General features: G+C 65.2%; 19 protein-coding genes. 8 read left to right on the top strand and 11 right to left on the bottom strand.

Translation table 11 applies throughout. The features are described 5' to 3' along the window. Window positions 1-3 precede the first annotated feature (3 nt). From IT350_14510 to rfaE1, 4 genes are read left to right on the top strand one after another with little or no spacing between them, the layout of a single operon-like run. Window positions 4-1,038: a glycosyltransferase family 9 protein gene (locus tag IT350_14510; GenBank protein MCC6159259.1), complete on the top strand. Its 1,035-nt coding sequence runs from the start codon at window positions 4-6 to the stop codon at window positions 1,036-1,038. Further along, on the top strand, window positions 1,035-2,162 hold the full coding sequence (locus IT350_14505) for a glycosyltransferase family 4 protein (GenBank protein ID MCC6159258.1): 1,128 nt from the start codon (window positions 1,035-1,037) through the stop codon (window positions 2,160-2,162). Before IT350_14510 ends, IT350_14505 begins: the two co-directional genes overlap by 4 nt. Further along, window positions 2,159-3,379, top strand: a complete 1,221-nt coding sequence (locus IT350_14500) for an O-antigen ligase family protein (GenBank protein ID MCC6159257.1) — start codon at window positions 2,159-2,161, stop codon at window positions 3,377-3,379. The genes IT350_14505 and IT350_14500 overlap by 4 nt, the downstream gene beginning before the upstream one ends. Then, a complete protein-coding gene (gene rfaE1, locus IT350_14495) occupies window positions 3,376-4,371 on the top strand; it encodes a D-glycero-beta-D-manno-heptose-7-phosphate kinase (protein ID MCC6159256.1) in 996 nt (331 codons plus the stop codon). The genes IT350_14500 and rfaE1 overlap by 4 nt, the downstream gene beginning before the upstream one ends. Before the next feature lie 3 nt (window positions 4,372-4,374). On the opposite strand, the gene IT350_14490 is transcribed toward rfaE1, so the two are convergent. Beyond that, window positions 4,375-4,848 (bottom strand): hypothetical protein, encoded by a 474-nt coding sequence (locus IT350_14490; GenBank protein ID MCC6159255.1) that lies wholly within the window; start codon window positions 4,846-4,848, stop codon window positions 4,375-4,377. Window positions 4,849-4,965: 117 nt separating this feature from the next. Further along, a complete protein-coding gene (locus IT350_14485) occupies window positions 4,966-5,403 on the bottom strand; it encodes a hypothetical protein (protein ID MCC6159254.1) in 438 nt (145 codons plus the stop codon). Between the two features lie 246 nt (window positions 5,404-5,649). On the opposite strand from IT350_14485, the gene IT350_14480 reads away from it, so the two are divergent. The 3 genes from IT350_14480 (at window position 5,650) to IT350_14470 (ending at window position 7,903) form a co-directional block, all read left to right on the top strand. Then, window positions 5,650-6,168 carry a hypothetical protein gene (locus IT350_14480; GenBank protein MCC6159253.1) on the top strand — a complete coding sequence of 173 codons (519 nt, stop codon included), beginning with the start codon at window positions 5,650-5,652 and terminating at the stop codon, window positions 6,166-6,168. Window positions 6,169-6,350: 182 nt separating this feature from the next. After that, window positions 6,351-6,824 (top strand): hypothetical protein, encoded by a 474-nt coding sequence (locus IT350_14475; protein ID MCC6159252.1) that lies wholly within the window; start codon window positions 6,351-6,353, stop codon window positions 6,822-6,824. Between the two features lie 50 nt (window positions 6,825-6,874). Beyond that, window positions 6,875-7,903: a hypothetical protein gene (locus tag IT350_14470; protein ID MCC6159251.1), complete on the top strand. Its 1,029-nt coding sequence runs from the start codon at window positions 6,875-6,877 to the stop codon at window positions 7,901-7,903. A gap of 22 nt (window positions 7,904-7,925) precedes the next feature. Here the strand turns inward: IT350_14470 and IT350_14465 are convergent, their stop codons facing one another. From IT350_14465 to IT350_14425, 9 genes are all read right to left on the bottom strand, one after another. Further along, complete coding sequence (locus IT350_14465; protein ID MCC6159250.1) at window positions 7,926-8,288, bottom strand: hypothetical protein; 363 nt, start codon at window positions 8,286-8,288, stop codon at window positions 7,926-7,928. After that, a complete protein-coding gene (locus IT350_14460; protein MCC6159249.1) occupies window positions 8,288-8,950 on the bottom strand; it encodes a hypothetical protein in 663 nt (220 codons plus the stop codon). Before IT350_14460 ends, IT350_14465 begins: the two co-directional genes overlap by 1 nt. A 14-nt stretch (window positions 8,951-8,964) precedes the next feature. Next, window positions 8,965-9,744, bottom strand: a complete 780-nt coding sequence (locus IT350_14455; GenBank protein MCC6159248.1) for an ABC transporter permease — start codon at window positions 9,742-9,744, stop codon at window positions 8,965-8,967. Then, window positions 9,737-10,708: an ABC transporter ATP-binding protein gene (locus IT350_14450; GenBank protein ID MCC6159247.1), complete on the bottom strand. Its 972-nt coding sequence runs from the start codon at window positions 10,706-10,708 to the stop codon at window positions 9,737-9,739. The genes IT350_14455 and IT350_14450 overlap by 8 nt, the downstream gene beginning before the upstream one ends. A 21-nt stretch (window positions 10,709-10,729) precedes the next feature. Next, window positions 10,730-11,608 carry a protoheme IX farnesyltransferase gene (cyoE, locus tag IT350_14445; protein ID MCC6159246.1) on the bottom strand — a complete coding sequence of 293 codons (879 nt, stop codon included), beginning with the start codon at window positions 11,606-11,608 and terminating at the stop codon, window positions 10,730-10,732. Between the two features lie 77 nt (window positions 11,609-11,685). Beyond that, window positions 11,686-12,273, bottom strand: a complete 588-nt coding sequence (locus tag IT350_14440) for a hypothetical protein (GenBank protein MCC6159245.1) — start codon at window positions 12,271-12,273, stop codon at window positions 11,686-11,688. A gap of 391 nt (window positions 12,274-12,664) precedes the next feature. Then, window positions 12,665-13,564, bottom strand: coding sequence for a hypothetical protein (locus IT350_14435; protein MCC6159244.1), 900 nt, complete (start codon window positions 13,562-13,564; stop codon window positions 12,665-12,667). A gap of 152 nt (window positions 13,565-13,716) precedes the next feature. Continuing rightward, window positions 13,717-14,598 (bottom strand): heme A synthase, encoded by an 882-nt coding sequence (locus IT350_14430; protein ID MCC6159243.1) that lies wholly within the window; start codon window positions 14,596-14,598, stop codon window positions 13,717-13,719. Further along, window positions 14,595-15,077 carry a hypothetical protein gene (locus IT350_14425; GenBank protein ID MCC6159242.1) on the bottom strand — a complete coding sequence of 161 codons (483 nt, stop codon included), beginning with the start codon at window positions 15,075-15,077 and terminating at the stop codon, window positions 14,595-14,597. The genes IT350_14430 and IT350_14425 overlap by 4 nt, the downstream gene beginning before the upstream one ends. A gap of 129 nt (window positions 15,078-15,206) precedes the next feature. On the opposite strand from IT350_14425, the gene IT350_14420 reads away from it, so the two are divergent. Further along, a partial coding sequence (locus IT350_14420; GenBank protein ID MCC6159241.1) for a hypothetical protein occupies window positions 15,207-15,794 on the top strand: 588 nt, incomplete at its 3' end.

The following is a 15,794-nucleotide window of genomic DNA, read 5'->3' as shown; positions in this document are numbered from 1 at the left end:
CGGATGACGCCGCGATCGATCCTCATCGTCAAACTCGGCGCGGTCGGAGACTGCGTGCACACGCTGTACGCGCTGCGGGCGCTGCGCGAACGGTTTCCCGACGCGCGCATCGGATGGGTCATCGAGGACAAGTCGCGCGCGGTGATCGAGGACCATCCCGATCTGAGTGAGATCATCCGTTTTCCGCGCAAGGAACTCGCGGCGGCGCTGCGATCGAGCGGATTCACGCGCCTGTGGCGCACGTTCCGCGACGACCTGCGCGCGCGGGGCTTCGAGACCGCCATCGACTTTCAGAACCTGTTCAAGAGCGGCCTCGTCGCGCGTGCGTCGGGCGCGCCGAGGCGCATTGGCTTTCGCAAATGGCGCGAGGGGAATTTCCTGTTCACGAACGAGCGCATTCCCCGCGATCCCGTCGCGCGACACGCGATCGAAAAATACTTCACGCTCCTGCGTCCGCTCGGCATCACGACGATTCCCGACCGCGTCGAAATCGCTGTACCCACAGACAAGCGCGATACGATCGATCGATGGTTCGGGGAAAACCGGCTCGACGGCCGGCGCGTGGTCGCCTTCAACCCGGGCGCGAGCTGGCCGAACAAAAAACTGTCCGCACATACCTACGCTGCGGCGGCCGACGCGCTGGCGGACGACGGCTGCGTATCCGTTGTGATCTGGGGACCGGGCGAGGAACGCGACGCCGCGGCCGTGGTCGAATCCGCGCGAAGCCCGGTGCTGCTCGCGCCGAGAACCGACATCCGGGAACTCGCCGCGCTGCTGGGCCGATGCGCCATGTACGTCGGCAACGACAGCGGTCCGATGCACATCGCGGCGGCAATGGGCGCGCGCACGCTCGGTGTTTTCGGACCGACCGACCCCGCGCGCGTCGGCCCGTGGACGACGCGCGGGCGCGCGGTGCAGGCGAACGTGACGTGCGGGCCTTGCTGGACGAAGCGCTGCCCCGGTCCGGTGAACTGCATCGACCGCGTGGACGCGGCGACGCTGATCCGCGCGTGCCGAGAACTGCTGGAGACGCCATGAAGATCGTGGAGCTGCTCGCGTCGCGGCACTTCACGGGGCCGGCGGAGCGCGTCCTCCAGACCATGCGACTGCTCGCGGAGCGCGGGCACGACGTCGCGTTCGCGCACACGCGCGTCCCGCCGGGAACGCTCGAGGCGCATACGACCGATGCGTCGTTTCGCGTGCTGAGTGACGTGCGTCTTGCGCGAAAGGGACTTCTGCTGCCGGGAATGCTGGCAGACGCCGCGCGGCTAGCGGAATTGGCGGGACGCGACACCATTGTCTGTCACACGCACACCAGCCACGACCACTGGACGGGCCTGATGTTTCGGCGGCGGGCGGCGGGGCGCGTGGTGCTGGTGCGGTCCGTGCACGAGTCCCGGCAGGCCGCGCGGCGCATCGGTGACATGCCGCTGTTCGCCGCGTGCGACGGCGTCATCGCCATCAGCCATGCCATGCGCGAGCGACTGATCGAATCGTACCGCCTCGATCCGGAGCGCTGCGTGGTGATTCCCGGCGCGGTCGATACGCACGCGTTTCGCTCTGGGCTCGCGAGCGATGCGATCCGCGCGGAAATCGGCGCGCACGAAGGCGACGTGCTCGCCGGCATCGTGAGCCGCATCAAGCCGGGGCGCGGGCATCGGCTTCTGATCGAAGCCTTCGGCGAGGTGCTGCGGGAGATTCCGACCGTACGTTTGTTAATCGTCGGGCGGGGCGAGGGCAAGGCTGAACTCGAAGCCTTCGTCGCAACATTGCCGTACCGTGACCGCGTGCACTTTCTGGGCTATCGGCGGGACGACCTCGCCGACATCTACAACACGCTCGACGTGAGTGTATTGCTCGGCGAGGGCAGCGACGGCACCTGCCGCGCGGCGCTGGAAGCGATGGCGTGCGGCACGCCGGTGATCGCGGCGCGCGTGGGGTCGCTGCCCGAAACGATCGACGACGGCGCAACGGGCGCGCTCGTGGACGATGGTGACGCGACCGCCCTGGCGAGTGCGCTCAGTCGATATCTCGGGAGCCCCGAACTCGCCGCGACGCACGGTCGAGCCGCGCGGGCGCGTGTTGAGCGCGAATTCGCGTTGGACGCCATGGCGCTCGCGCACGAGGCGTTCTTCGCGAAGCTCGAGGAGGCCGGCTCGTGATTTCGAGCGAGCGCATCGGGCGCGTCCGCGCGTTTGCGACGATCGCCTTCGCGGCGTGTCTGCCGATCTCGACCAGCGGAGCGCAGGCGGCGCTCGCCGTGCTCATCGCGCTGTGGGTGGTCGATTTCGCGCGTCGTCGCGCACGCCCGCTCGACGCGCAGGGACTGGCGATCATCGTCTGGATCGCGTGGCTGCTGGTCTGCGCGCTCGCGTCGGACATGCCGGGTCATTCCCTCGCGAAGTGGACGCGGTGGTGGATTCACCTCGCGTGGTTCGCGCTGGTCCCCGCGCTCGAGGATCGCCGCGTCTTCACGCGGTCGATCGTGGCGCTGGGTATTTCCACGGCGCTTATTGGGATCTACGCGGCGGCGCAGTGGCGTTTCGGCGACGCGGTCCCGCGCATCCTCACCCCGCCGGTGAAATTGTGGCAGGAGCACGGCGGGCACAACCTCGCCGTCGGCCTGTTCGATCACCACCTGACCTTCGGCAACACGATGTACCTGTGCGTCGCGCTGCTCGCGGCGGCGGCGCTGCTGCCGGGCATGCGGACGCGGGCCGGGCTCGCTCTCGCGGCGGCGCTGGGCGCAGTCGGGCTCGTGGCGAGCTACGCGCGCTCGGCGTGGATCGCGGCGGCGCTCGGCGCGGCGATCTTCGCGTATCGGCGCGGCAAACGCGTGTTCATCGCCGTGTGCGTTGCCGGGCTCGTCGCGGTGGTCGCGCTGTCGGCGGCGTCCGAGACGATCCGCGACCGCCTCGCCTCCACGATGCGCGCGGGATCGAATCTGGAACGCATCTACATCTGGAAGACCTCGCTCGACATGGCCTTCGACCACCCCGTCGCGGGCGTCGGCCCCGGCGTGTACCGGCAGGTGGTGGACGACTACCGCCGCGACTACAACATCAAGTGGACGACCAAGGCGCACGCGCACAACTCGTATTTTATGGCCGCGTCCGAAGGCGGCGTCGTCGGCGCGGCGATCTTCGCGTGGGTGGCGGGCGCCGGGCTGTGGCTCGCATGGCGGCGGCAGCGCGGGGAGCCCGACTCCATGACGCCGTTTGCCGTCGCGGGATTCGCGACGCTGGCGGGCTTTGCCGCGGGCTCGTTTTTCCAACATAATTTCGGCGACGCCGAGGTGATGTGCGCCTACTGGTTCTGTTGCGCGGCGATCGCAAACGCCCGCGACTGGATGGCCCCCGAACGCAAGGAGAGCGCGTGACGACGACCTTCGCCCGCGACGAGTTGCTCGAACACATCCGCAAGTTCGCCCGGCGGCGCGTGCTCGTCGTCGGCGACATCATGCTCGACCGCTTCATCTGGGGCAGCGTCGAGCGCATCAGCCCCGAAGCTCCGGTGCCGGTTGTGCGTGTGGACCGTGAGGAGTCCACCCCCGGCGGCGCGGCGAACGTCGCGCGCAATCTGATCGCGCTCGGCGCGCGAGCCGATCTCGCGGGTCTTGCCGGCGACGACGCGGCGGCGCGCACGCTCACGGACCGCCTCGCCGCCGAGGGGATCGGTGAATTGATGCTCGCCGTCGAGCACGACCGACCGACCACGGTGAAAACCCGCGTCATCGCGGGCAGCCAGCAGATCGTGCGTTTCGACCACGAACTCGCGCGCCCGGTCACCGAGGCGGCGCGGCGCTCGCTCGTGCGCGACATCACGCGACGCATCGCCGATTACGAGGCGGTGATCGTCTCCGACTACAACAAGGGCGTGGTGGATGTGCGCCTGATGAAGGCGATCCGCGCGGCGGCGAAGGCTGCGGGAATTCCCGTCGTGGTCGATCCCAAGGTGCGCAACGCGCCGGCGTACAGCGGTGTCGATCTGCTCACGCCCAATCACCACGAGGCGGGAGAGATGCTCGGCGTTCGTCTCGCCAATACCGACGCGGCGATCGAGGCGGCGGGCGCGAAGCTGGTGCGCAAGATGCGCCTGCGCTGCCTGATCGTGACGCGCGCGGCGCTCGGCATGTCGATCTTCCGCGAGGGCGAAGGGCCCACGCACATCCCCACGGTCGCGCGGCAGGTCTTCGACGTCACCGGCGCGGGCGATTCGGTGATCGCGACGGTCACACTGGCGCGCGCGGCGGGGGCGAGTTGGGAACAGGCGGCGGCGATCGCGAACTTCGCGGCGGGGGTGGTGGTCGCCAAGGTCGGCACCGGCACCGTCAGTGCGCGCGAGCTGAAAACGGCGATCCGGCAAGGGTGAGGGCTACTTGTCCGCCTCCGCGCCCGGGGCGAGACGCGTGTCCGGCTCGCCATCGCCGTCCTGATCCGACTCGGAGTAGAGCTGCTTTTCCGTTTCGGCGTCGATCGTGGTGAAACGGTCGTAGCGCCCGTCTTCGTTCAGATCGCGATCGAGCCGAATCAGGCGACCTTTTTCGTCATATTTCCCGCGGATCTCGGAATTGCCGTCGTTGTTCATGTCGGTCATGGACTCGGCGATCACGCCGCCGACGAACGACTCGCGGTGGTCGACCGTTCCGTCGTAGTTGCGATCCTTTTCGAGCGACACCAGTTCGCCGCCGAAGGTGTAGCGGTACCACTCGTCGGGCTTGCCGTCGCCGTTCTGGTCAAGCATGGGATTCATCTTGTCGCGCGCGATCAGCACCCCCAGCGCGATGAGCGCGGCCATGAAGACGAGCAGCAGCAACAGCCGCTTTGGATTGGTGCTTGGTTCGGACATGGGCGAACCTCCGACGAAAACCGGGACCGACGAAAAACGGATTGAAGCAGCATGGGGGTTTTCGCGAGACGCGGCAAGGCGGGGTGTGCCACGCACGCTCGACGTCTGCCTCCCCGCTTAGGGGGCCACGGTAGCGAGGGTCTCGATTTCCACGAGGAGATCGGCGCGGCACAGTCGGGCTTCGACGCAGCAGCTCGCCGGATAGGTCTTGATTCCCTGTTCTTCGAAAAAAAGCAGGCGTTCCTCTCGCAGGGTGTCGTAGTCGCGATCGATGTCTCGAAGGTAGATGCGTGTATAAACCACATCGCGCCAGGTCATTCCCTCGACGGCGAGCAGTTCCGTGATGTTGGCCAACGTTCGGCGGATCTGGGCGCGAAGGTCCCCTGCGTGAACCGTGGCGCCGTTTTCATCGACGCTCGCGGTGCCGGAGATCAGGAGCGCTGATGCGCCGTTCCAATCGAGGCGCATCCCGCGACTGAATGGAACGGGGCGGTCGTAATCGTACGCTTCGTTCAGGACTCGCGGGGCGTGGATGGGGCGCCTTTTCAGAGTCATGCCGGTTTGACCTCTCCGTTCGCCGAATGATCGGGCGGATGATCGGGACGGGGTTCGTGCGTTAATGCTCGTTAGCTTGCAGCGAATTCGCGATTTTGAAAACACCGATCGGAAGTGGGAACCTCGCGATCCAACGGCCCGCGACGGTGAAGGAGAAAATTCTTGACTTGAACATCGAAATCACCGACCTTTATGGTCATGGAATGAATGGGGGCGCACCGAATACGGTGTATTTGGAGGCGGACCATGGGTGTGAAGACGGGATTTCTCGGCGTGGTGATTCTTCTGCTTTCGTCCGGCGCAAGCGCCGATTGGGGCGACGACGATTGGGATGATGATTACGATCCCGAGCCCACGGCTGAGCAATTCTGCCATGCGCTCACCATTACCGTCGAACACTGCGAGACGACCTGCCTCCCGGAGGGTTACGTGGAAGCGTGCCTTTCGGACCCTCCGTGGGACATACGCCCATGCCTGAATATTTCCGGTTGCGCCAACGTCAACGCGTGTTTGTGCGGAACGGAACCTGTTGACGATGACGCGGATGAGAATCCCGCCGGCGAGTCAGACGACGACGCGGATGATTCGTCGGCCGACGATGACGACGACGATGATGATGACGACGGCTGCGGCGGCTGCGGTGTTTCCAACTCGGAGACCGGTTCGTTCCTGAGTGCGGGGATGATGGGTATCGGCGTGCTCGCTCTAGTTCTGAGCCGACGCGAAGGGAAGTCGGTCTCATCGACGCCACGACGAACACCGTGATTCTCCAGGCCAGCTCCCCGTCGTTGCTCCGCGCGAAGGGCGGCGGGCTCTTAGTGCGAGGCGCCGATGCGCACCGCCGTCGGTTGTCTGAAGAAAAGTGTTATTGGGCTAGAGGATCGATGGACGCTACTTCTATGGATTGAATTCGGGGCGCAACGTATCCGGCATTTTGGAGGCGGACAGTGCGCGTCATGTTTGGGATCGTTGCGGCGCTGATTTGGCTTTGTCCCCTGATCTCCGCGGCGGACTGGTCGGAAGGCCCGGGCGGGTGGGACGACATTGACGACGGATCGTCGGCGGATAACGATGCGGACGATGCGAACGACGCGGATCGTGCTTTCTGTGAAGCGCTCACTAATCTCGCGGAATACTGCGGTACGACCTGCCTGCCCGAGGATTTCTTCGATGCGTGCGTTGAAGCACCTCCGAGAAGCATGGAACCGTGCTTGAGCTTCACCGGCTGTGCGGATTTCGACGAGTGTGTGTGCGGCAGCGATCCTAGCGGTGAGGGGAATGCTTCCAATGACGGCGATGACTCGGACTGCGCCGTGTGCGGCGTGTCCAACGCGGAGACCGGCTCATTCCTGAGTGCGGGGATGCTGGGGATTGGCGTGCTGGCTCTCGTCCTGAGCCGGCGTGAAGGAAAATCCTCCTGATGGAACGACGGGGTTTTCACGGAGTTCTCGACGTTGCGTCGTTTCCGGTGGTGTTTGGCATCATCCATCTTCTGATCGACGCCACCACGGTCACCGTCATTTTCGCGACCCGGACATTTCACGGCCTCTCCGTGCGCGAGGGCGTGATGTTGGTCCTATTTTACGACCTCATCGCGTTTGCGGGGCAGGCACCGCTCGGTTTGCTCATCGACCGCTTTCGGATCTGGCGCGCGACGGCGCTGGTTGGCATCGCCTTGTCGGCGGCCTCGATGTTGTTTCTGACCAGCGGACCGAATGCGGCGATGATTCTCGCGGGAGTGGGGAACGCGGCATTTCACGTCGGTGCGGGAGCGCTGTCGCTTCACGTGCATCCGGGGCGGGCCACGCCGCCGGGAGTCTTCATCGCACCCGGAGCGCTGGGTCTCGCGGCAGGCACCATGATCGGAAAAGGCGGTGCCTACGTCGCGTGGCCGTTTCTCGTAGCGCTCCTGATCGCGTTTGTGGTGGCATGGCTTGCGGAGGCGCCGGAGGTTCGAACGGATCGATCGGAATCCGTGCCAACGATCTCCAAGTCCGCCGCGATCATCATGCTACTGCTGTTTTCGATCTCCCTGCGCGCGCTGCTCGGCAAAGCCGGTGCCATTGAATTACCGCGGGAATCGACGGTGCTGTTCGGTGTCGCGACGGCGGCGTTCGCGGGCAAGGCCATCGGAGGCATTCTTTCCGATCGGTGGGGCTGGCTCGAGGTCAGCGTCGGCGCGCTGTTGATTTCGGGTTTGCTCTTTGCTTTCGGTGACGCGAATCCCGTCATGATCACGTTCGGAATGTTTCTCTTTCAAATGACCACCCCCGTGACCCTGGTGGCCACGGCTGCACTTCTGCCGGGGCGTCCGGCACTGGCCTTTGGGCTCAACTGCCTCGCGTTGACTGCCGGCTTCCTGAGTCACTTCTTCCGTGTCTTCGAGGATTACTATCTGTGGTGGGGCCAGATTCTGATGGTTCTCCTCTCCACCACGGCGGTTTTCATGGCGCTTCGGGCTCTGAAAGGCAGGATCCCAATGAAGTTCCAGAAAATCTGAACGCCCGGGGAGCGCGAAGACCTCACCCTCTGCTCAAATGGGAAACGAGCACACCGATCCCGAAGCTCGCCCCGTTGGCCATGAACGACGCCGCGATCGCGCGGGACCAAGAGATCGGCCTCGCGACAATGTAGAAGATCGTACTCTCCACGATCGCCACGAGAATCTCTCCGCTGACGATGTAGGTTTGATAATCCGGCATCAGGCGCGGCCAGCCGTAGATCAGAATCGGATGCGTGATGGTGGAGCAGAGAACGGCGGCGAGGATCGCCCGCGACGGGGCGACAATGGGTCGCGAGAGCAGCGCGTAAATCGGGATCTCGATGGCGAGCGTCTTCAGATAAAGGGACAGCCAGTGGGATAGCGGCGGCGGATGCCACGCCATTAATCGCGCTCCGCGCCCGTCACCGCCGACTTCTCCTTCAGCACGTGCTGCGCGCGGTAGTACACCTCGTCCACGCCCAAGTCGTCGGTGCCGTACACGCCGCGGGTGCGTCCGTCGCGATCCACGAGAACGAGTGCGTTCGCGCCGAACCACGAATCGCCGGGCCCTCGATAGACGCGCGCGGGATCGGCGACGAGCGAGACAACGCCCGGCGCCCACGCGTTCACCGCGCCCGATGCATCGACCGCGAAACGCCAACGCGGCGCAATCGCGCCGAAACGCCGTTCGTCCTCACGCACGCGGGCCGGATCGCTCCCCGCCGACTCGGCCACGAAAGTGACGAGGCGCACGTCGATGCGGTCGCGCTCGAAGAGGTCCTGTAATCGGCGCATCGCTCCTTGCGCGCGCGCGCAGGACGAGCAGTCTTTCGCCGTGACGGACGCGACCCAAACCTGCCCGCGCAGGTCCTCGATCGTGAGAGGCGCGCCGCCGGTATCGTGGAAGGCGAAGGCCGAGATCGCCGGGCCGGGCGGCGGCGGCTCGGGAACCCGGCGCAGGCACGGACGCGTGAGCGTGATCGACACGATGCCGACGATCCCCGCCCACACCCACAGGTTTCTCCAGAAGGGGACGCGTTCGTCGTCGGTCGGAGGGATGGGCATGTTCCTTCGCCCGATCAGTCCCGGCGCGCCGGAGTCTTTTGAGCCACGAACACGGCGGCGAAAAACGAAACCGCCGCGAGCATCGCGAGGATCGCAAACGTCGCGCCCGCGTCGAAGGTCCCCGTGCCGGTGGAGCCGCCCGACACGGCGAAACGCACCGCGTTCACCATCCACGTCATCGGATTCAGGTGCATGATGCGACCGATCCACGATTCGCCCGCGGGGAACATCGCGCCGGAGACGACCCACAGCGGAATCAGCACGACGCTCATGATCGCGTGATACGCCTGCGACGACGGCAGCGCCCACGCCATGATGAACGTGATGCCCGTGAGCATCACGCACCCCAGCACGATCGCCGCGACGAGCGCGAGCCAGTGGATCGACGCCCACGCGAATCCGGCCGCCGGCGCGAGGAGAATGAACAGCGCGCACTGCATGACCACGAGCGTCGTGACGCCCGCGATCTTTCCCGCCACCACCGACGCGCGCGAGCCGGGGCCAATCATCACGCCCTGCAAAAATCCGCTTTGGCGATCCTCGATGATCGAGATCGTCGAAAAAATCGTGGTGAAGAGAATCACCATGACGAGCACGCCGGGGTAGAAGAACGCGAGATAGCTCGTGGGTTCGCCGCCGACCGAAAAATTGCGCCCGATGCCGCCGCCGATCACCGCCCAGAAGAGCAGCGGTTGCGCGACGACGCCGAGCCAGCGAGAGCGCTCCTTCTTCAGGCGCAGCATGTCGCGCGCCCAGAGCGCATACGCCGTGCCGCGATCGTAGGCGTTAAGCATGGCCGCCCCCGTCCGCGATCTCGACCCCGAGCGCGTGGCCGGTGACCTTCAGGAAAACGTCCGCCAGGCTCGGGTGACGCAGGCTCACCGACGTCAAACGCCCGCCGGGATACGCCTCGACGAGGCGCGGGACCAGCTCGTGGCCGCGCTCGGCGTCGATCACCAGTTCGTCGTCCTCGGCGTCGTACAGCGCCTCGACGCCGAACCGTTCGGCGATCGGTGCGGCAAGCCGGGCCATGCCTTCGCCGCGAAGGACGACGACATCGGAGGCCACGCGCGCCTTGAGCGCCGCGGGGGTGTCGACGATGGCCGCGCGTCCCTCGTGGATGATCGCGAGCCGGTCGCAGCGCTCGGCCTCTTCGGGGCGGTGCGTGGCGAGGAGGACCGTGAGGTCGCGCTCGCCGCGCATCCTTTCGAGCCGCTGCCACGTGGCGCGAAACGACGCCTCGTCGAGCCCGGCGGTCGGCTCGTCCATCAGCAGCAGGTCGGGGTCGTGCAGCAGCGCGCGGGCGATATCGACGCGACGCCGCATGCCGCCGGACAGCGTGCCCACCGCGTCTCCGCCCCGGTCTTCGAGACCGGCCCGCGTCATGGCGATCCGCGCGCGCTCGAGCGATTCGCTTCGCGAGAATCCGTAAAGCCGCGCCGCGAGGCCGAGATTTTCGAGCGCGGTCAGCTTGGCGTCGAGGCCGGGGTTTTGAAACACGACACCGATGCGCGCGCGGAACGCGGCGTCGCGCAGATTCCACGGCCGACCGTCGAGCAAGACCTCGCCGCCCTTGCGTTCGATCAGTCCGGCGAGAATCGCCATCGCGGTCGATTTGCCCGAGCCGTTCGGTCCGAGCAGACCGAAGACCTCCCCGCGACGCACCTCGAAGTCGAGCCCGCGCAGCACCTCGCGCCGCCCATAGGCATGGGCGAGGCCGGTCACGGAGAGTCGGGTTTCGTTGGTCGGGCTGGTCATGCGTCGCGTTCCACTCGTCGGTCAGCGAATCAGGTGATCGGCGACGAGGCCGAGCGTGAGCAGCGGAAGATACGCGAGCGACGCGCGAAAGAGCCCCTTGGCCCAACGCACGCCCGCCTCGGCGCGCAGCCCCCGCGCGGCGATGCCCGCGAAGCCGAGACCGAGCGCCAGCGCGACGCACAGGTAGAGATACGAGCCGTATCCCAGCGGCACGAGCAAAATCGACAACGGCACGAGCGACGACGCCCACACGAGCGCCTGAATCTTGGCCGCGCGCTCGCCTTTCACCACGCTCGTCGTGCGGATGCCGGCGGCGGCATATTCGTCGCGGCGATAGATGGTGATCGCGATGAAGTGCGGAAGCTGCCACACGGTCATGATGGCGAAGAGGATGAGCCCCGGCGCGTCGAGCGTGCCGGTCACCGCGGCCCAGCCCATCAGCGGCGGCATCGCGCCCGCCACCGCGCCGATCTCCAGCGCCAACGGCGTCACCCGCTTGAGCGGCGTGTAAACGAACGCGTAGAGCAGCAAAGCCCCCGCGCCGAGCAGGGCGGTCAGCGTGTTGACGAAGAGCGCGAGGATTGCCACCCCCGCGACGCCGGTGACCACGCCGAACGCGATGGCGGTCGCCGGACGCATGCGTCGGTCGGGCAGGGGACGCAGCCGGGTGCGTTCCATGAGTCCGTCGGTGTCGCGTTCGATCGCCATGTTGAGCGCGTGCGCCGACGCCACCGCCAGCGCGGTGCCCAGCAGCGCGAAGGCGCGCACGGACCACGGCGCGTCGCCGGGCGCGAGCGCCATGCCGCCCCACGCCATGAAAACGGACATGAGCGTGATCGGCGGCTTCGCGAGCGCGACGAGGTCGCCCTGCGGGGTAAATTTCGGGGTCGTGCGGGTCATCGTGATCCGGCCGGGCCAAACGAGCGCGGATTATCGGGAAAAGGCTTCGCGGGCGCAATCCCGCTAATGCGTGTCGCTCAGTCCCAGCGCCGGACAAGCTGGAGCCGGAACTCGTGCCGACCCACGTCACCCTTATCGACGATATCGTCGTCGGCAAAAAAGGTGCCCATGTAGGCGACGGGTGCGATGGCCAGGTAGCCACCGTCTTCGGTGGCTGCGACCTCCGCCGGGTTCTCCAGCGTCCAAGCCAGGTCCATGAATTGACCCGACACCGAATGCCCGAAAACTCGGGTCCAATCATTGACGCCGTCATCCTCCGGCCAATTTCGCGGCGGTGCGTCGGCGATCTGGTACTCGCACGCATAGTCGGTCTCGACATCGGCGTCCACGTCGCGGCAGTCGATTTTCGGAGAAGAAAACAGATGGTAATCCGGTGTCGCCAAGACAAGCAGACTTTCATCCAGACCGAAAACCGCCATGCTGTACGTCGGTGGGTCGTACGCACCGTATTCCATGTAGAGGCGCACCACGTCGCCGTCGTCGAATGGGAAACGGCCGTCCGGCCACGTCCACGCGAGAGCCACGGGCGGTCCAAGCGGGCAATCGAGCTGTGCTTCGCCGCCGTCGAGAAAGACGGTGCAGGGGATCGACTTCGCGGGGAACATGGCTTCGGCGAACTGCTCGTAAACCTCGATTGGAGGCGTCTAGAAGAACATCGTGTCGTCGAACGGCGGACACTCCGGTAATCCATCGGGGAAGTCCGAAGATTCCTCTTCTCCCTCTGTTTTCGGCGGGAGTTGTTGCGCGGACGTTTCGGCCGCCGCTGTTTCCCCCTCGAAACACTCGATTTAAAGGGAAGAGTCGGCCTCGCCGTCACGGGTGCCGGAGTCCTCTTCGCTGCATCCGAGCATGAAGCAAATCGCCAGCGGGATGAAGAGAGACGTCGCGATAACCTCTTCGACCGTTGTCCGCCTCATCCCGCGAGCCTTTCATCGACGTTCCATTGGATCATCGCGTCGCCGCCGAAATCCGGTCGACGCCTTCCTCAAAAGAATTCTAATCCCAACGCCGAACAATTTGGAGCGAAAACTTCTGCTTGATGTTGACGAAGTCCGGCATTTCCTCATCGTAGACCTCCCCCGAGTAATTGACGGGTATCGAAACATAATAACCTCCGTCATCACTCGTGGAAATATCGCCGGGGTAATTCAAGGTCCATTCGATCTCGTCGAAATGACCAGATCCCGACAGGCCGAAAACGCGTGTCCAGTTACAACAATCCGGCTCAGAAGGATCCGGCCACGCGATCGGCGGCGCATCATCCAAATCATATTCGCAGGTGTACCCGTCGACATAACTGACATTGACCTTGGCGTCGACCTTCCAACAGTCGATTTCGGATGTGTTAAAAAAGAAACTCGACGGAACGGCCAGCATCAGCAGGCGACCGTCGAGATCAAAAATCGCCACCGCAAGTTTCGCCGGGTCGTCCATCCCGTATTCCATGTACAGGCGCACCACATCGCCGTCCGTACACGGAAAATTTCCCTCCGACCATGTCCAAGTGAGCGGCACTTCGAGGCCAAATGGGCAATCGAGCTGCGCTTCGTCGTCGTCCAGAAATACGGTGCAGGGGATCGACTTCGCCGGGAACACGGCCTCGGCGAACTGCTCGTAAACCTCGATTGGAGGCGTCGCGAAGAACATCGTGTCATCAAACGGCGGGCACGCCGGCAATCCATCGGGGAAGTCCGAAGAGTCCCCGTCTTCTTCCGCTTTCGGCGGAAGCTGCTGCGCGGACGTTTCGGCCGCCGCTGTCTCCCCCTCGAAGCACTCGATGTAGATGGGGGTGTCGGTGTTCGCGTCTTCTGAATCGTCAACGTCGTCCGCGCATCCGGAAAGACCGGCAAGCGCGGCGGCAACGAAAAGGAACGTCGCACCGCAGCGGAGGCTCAATGACCGATTCATTCCGATCAGCAATTTGCGAAATGGGTTCAGGTTGGGCATCGCTCATTCACCGACAGACATGTCTTAGGATTACCGCCTGTGATTCTGTATTGCAAGAAAAATTGTATGCCAAATACACAAATGTGCGAATCGGCGGACCGTCAGCGCGCCCCCGGCTTCGGCCCCAGCGCGAGAAATGCCGCCCAGTGTACGGCGAGGAGCGCCGCGCCGCCGCCCAGGTGAGCGACGACGGGATGCACGCCGATGCCCGTCGAAACGGTCAGCCACCCGAAAATGATTTGCAACGCGATGAGCGGGTGGATCGTCATGGCGAGGATCTTCGCGAAACGTCGGTTGTTCGCCTTCGCGACGCGCAGCATGCGCGCGCCGGTGATCATCAGAATGACGAAGACGATGTAGCCGACGAGGCGGTGCGTCATGTGGAGCTGCGCGGGGCCGTAGCCCGGCCACAGTTCGCCGCCGCATAGCAGCCAGTCCTGACCGCACGCGCGGCCCGATTCGGTGTGCCGCACGAGCGCGCCGAGCACGATCTGAAAATACACCGCGAGCCCGCCGATCACCGCGCCGGTGCGGTCGATCGCACCCGCGGACTCGGGCCACGCGCCGGGCCACAGCCGAAACGCGATGTCGATGAGAAAGCAAAAGAAAAACATCGAGAGGGCGAGGTGCGTCGCCGAGACGATCAGGGGGAGCTTGAGCAGCACCGTGACGCCGCCGAGCACGCCCTGCGCGATCACGAGGCCGAGGGCGATCCACCCGCGACGCACGAGGTCGCGGTCATCGCGCCGCGTGCGCGCGATGGCGACGGCGAGGCCGATCGTCATCAGGCCAACGAGCGTGGCGACGAGCCGGTGCGTGTGTTCGAACAGCACACCGCCTTCCATCTTGGGGAAGACCTGGCCGTAGCACAGCGGCCAATCGGGACAGGCGAGCGACGAGCCCGTGGGATTGACCGTGCCGCCCACGAGCAGCAGCAAAAAGGTGACGGCGACGAGCGCGATGGCGTAGCGAAAGAGCGTCATGGGGATTCTTTCGGGGCCTCACCCGCGAGCGTCTCGCAGTGGTTGGCGATGGAGCGATAGGCCAGCGCGCACGCCTTCATCGCGGTGCGGTCGACGCCGAGGCGCTCGCACTCGTCGTAGCCGAAGCGGGCGGACATCCACGCGTCGCGGCCGAGTTCGTCGCAATACGCGCGGCGGTCGGCCGCCTCGACGCACGTCTTGGTCATGCGCGGCATCGACGCGTCGCACAGCGTCTTCATCGCCTCGCAATGGCGCGCCCAATCGACGACGGATTCCACGCACTCGGGCGGCGACAGCGTCGGACCCTTGGCCTCGATGTCGATCCGCGCGCGCGTAAGCACGACCTCGGACGATCGATAGCGCCAGAACGCGATCGCGCCGATGGCGATCGAGCCCAGGATGAGGGCGACCACGACGCGCCGCGCGGAGCGCGTTCCCTCGCGGTTGTTTTCGGACAGATCCGGTGGCAAATTGGACATCGAAATGCACTCGAAAGGCGGGGACTTGATAGTCCCGGTGTCGCGGATCGTCAAGGCAAATCGCGTGGCGAATCGCCGTGACGACCGGGTCGATCGAAGCGCGCCCGTGAGCGCGCCGTGAGGGATGACATGCGCAGGGCGACGTGGTGGCTGGCGTTCGGGCTGATCGTGGCGCTGTTCGTGACGGGTGTCGGCTGTTCGTCCGGCGATGACGACGACTCGGATGACGCCGGCGATCAAGCGGACGACGACGATATCGGCAATGGGCCGGGTGAATTCCACTACGACGAGCCCTGCCCGGACGGGCCGGAGTTCGCGTACAGCCCGTCGTCGATCTATCCGAATGACGCCTATCTGGTCGAATCCGAAGACGATCCCAACGTGCAACACGTTCAGATCGACACATCGACGACGGCTCCGGTCGGTCCGTTTCTGTCGAGCCCCGTGACGTCGTTCATGGCGGACGCCGTGAACACGCTGGACGGCTTCTCGACGCTCGCGGACATCTACATCCCGACGGGGGTGGAAGTCGACCCGAATTCGCTACCCGACGAACGCGAACCCGGAAGAGACGACTCCGTGTTCTTGGTTCGAGTCGGCGGCAATGACTATGGATACCAGTCTAATTCTGATGACTATATTCCTGTAACGTGGCAACTCAAGGGTACGGAACTGCATTTGCGGCCATGGAAGCCCCTGCGGGAAAATTCGTATTAT

Source organism: Deltaproteobacteria bacterium (assembly GCA_020845895.1).
In the GTDB taxonomy this organism is placed as follows: domain Bacteria; phylum Lernaellota; class Lernaellaia; order JACKCT01; family JACKCT01; genus JADLEX01.
The sequence above is the reverse complement of the archived record's forward strand: the minus strand, read 5'-3'. Positions and strand labels throughout refer to the sequence as shown.

Coding starts and splice junctions, on each gene's coding strand:
- IT350_14425 (MCC6159242.1), bottom strand. CDS start 15,077: ATGTCCAATTTGCCACCGGATCTGTCCGAAAACAACCGCGAGGGAACG.
- cyoE (MCC6159246.1), bottom strand. CDS start 11,608: ATGACCCGCACGACCCCGAAATTTACCCCGCAGGGCGACCTCGTCGCG.
- IT350_14440 (MCC6159245.1), bottom strand. CDS start 12,273: ATGTTCCCCGCGAAGTCGATCCCCTGCACCGTCTTTCTCGACGGCGGC.
- IT350_14465 (MCC6159250.1), bottom strand. CDS start 8,288: ATGGCGTGGCATCCGCCGCCGCTATCCCACTGGCTGTCCCTTTATCTG.
- IT350_14480 (MCC6159253.1), top strand. CDS start 5,650: ATGGGTGTGAAGACGGGATTTCTCGGCGTGGTGATTCTTCTGCTTTCG.
- IT350_14450 (MCC6159247.1), bottom strand. CDS start 10,708: ATGACCAGCCCGACCAACGAAACCCGACTCTCCGTGACCGGCCTCGCC.
- IT350_14460 (MCC6159249.1), bottom strand. CDS start 8,950: ATGCCCATCCCTCCGACCGACGACGAACGCGTCCCCTTCTGGAGAAAC.
- IT350_14485 (MCC6159254.1), bottom strand. CDS start 5,403: ATGACTCTGAAAAGGCGCCCCATCCACGCCCCGCGAGTCCTGAACGAA.
- IT350_14510 (MCC6159259.1), top strand. CDS start 4: ATGACGCCGCGATCGATCCTCATCGTCAAACTCGGCGCGGTCGGAGAC.
- IT350_14490 (MCC6159255.1), bottom strand. CDS start 4,848: ATGTCCGAACCAAGCACCAATCCAAAGCGGCTGTTGCTGCTGCTCGTC.
- IT350_14455 (MCC6159248.1), bottom strand. CDS start 9,744: ATGCTTAACGCCTACGATCGCGGCACGGCGTATGCGCTCTGGGCGCGC.
- IT350_14430 (MCC6159243.1), bottom strand. CDS start 14,598: ATGACGCTCTTTCGCTACGCCATCGCGCTCGTCGCCGTCACCTTTTTG.
- IT350_14505 (MCC6159258.1), top strand. CDS start 1,035: ATGAAGATCGTGGAGCTGCTCGCGTCGCGGCACTTCACGGGGCCGGCG.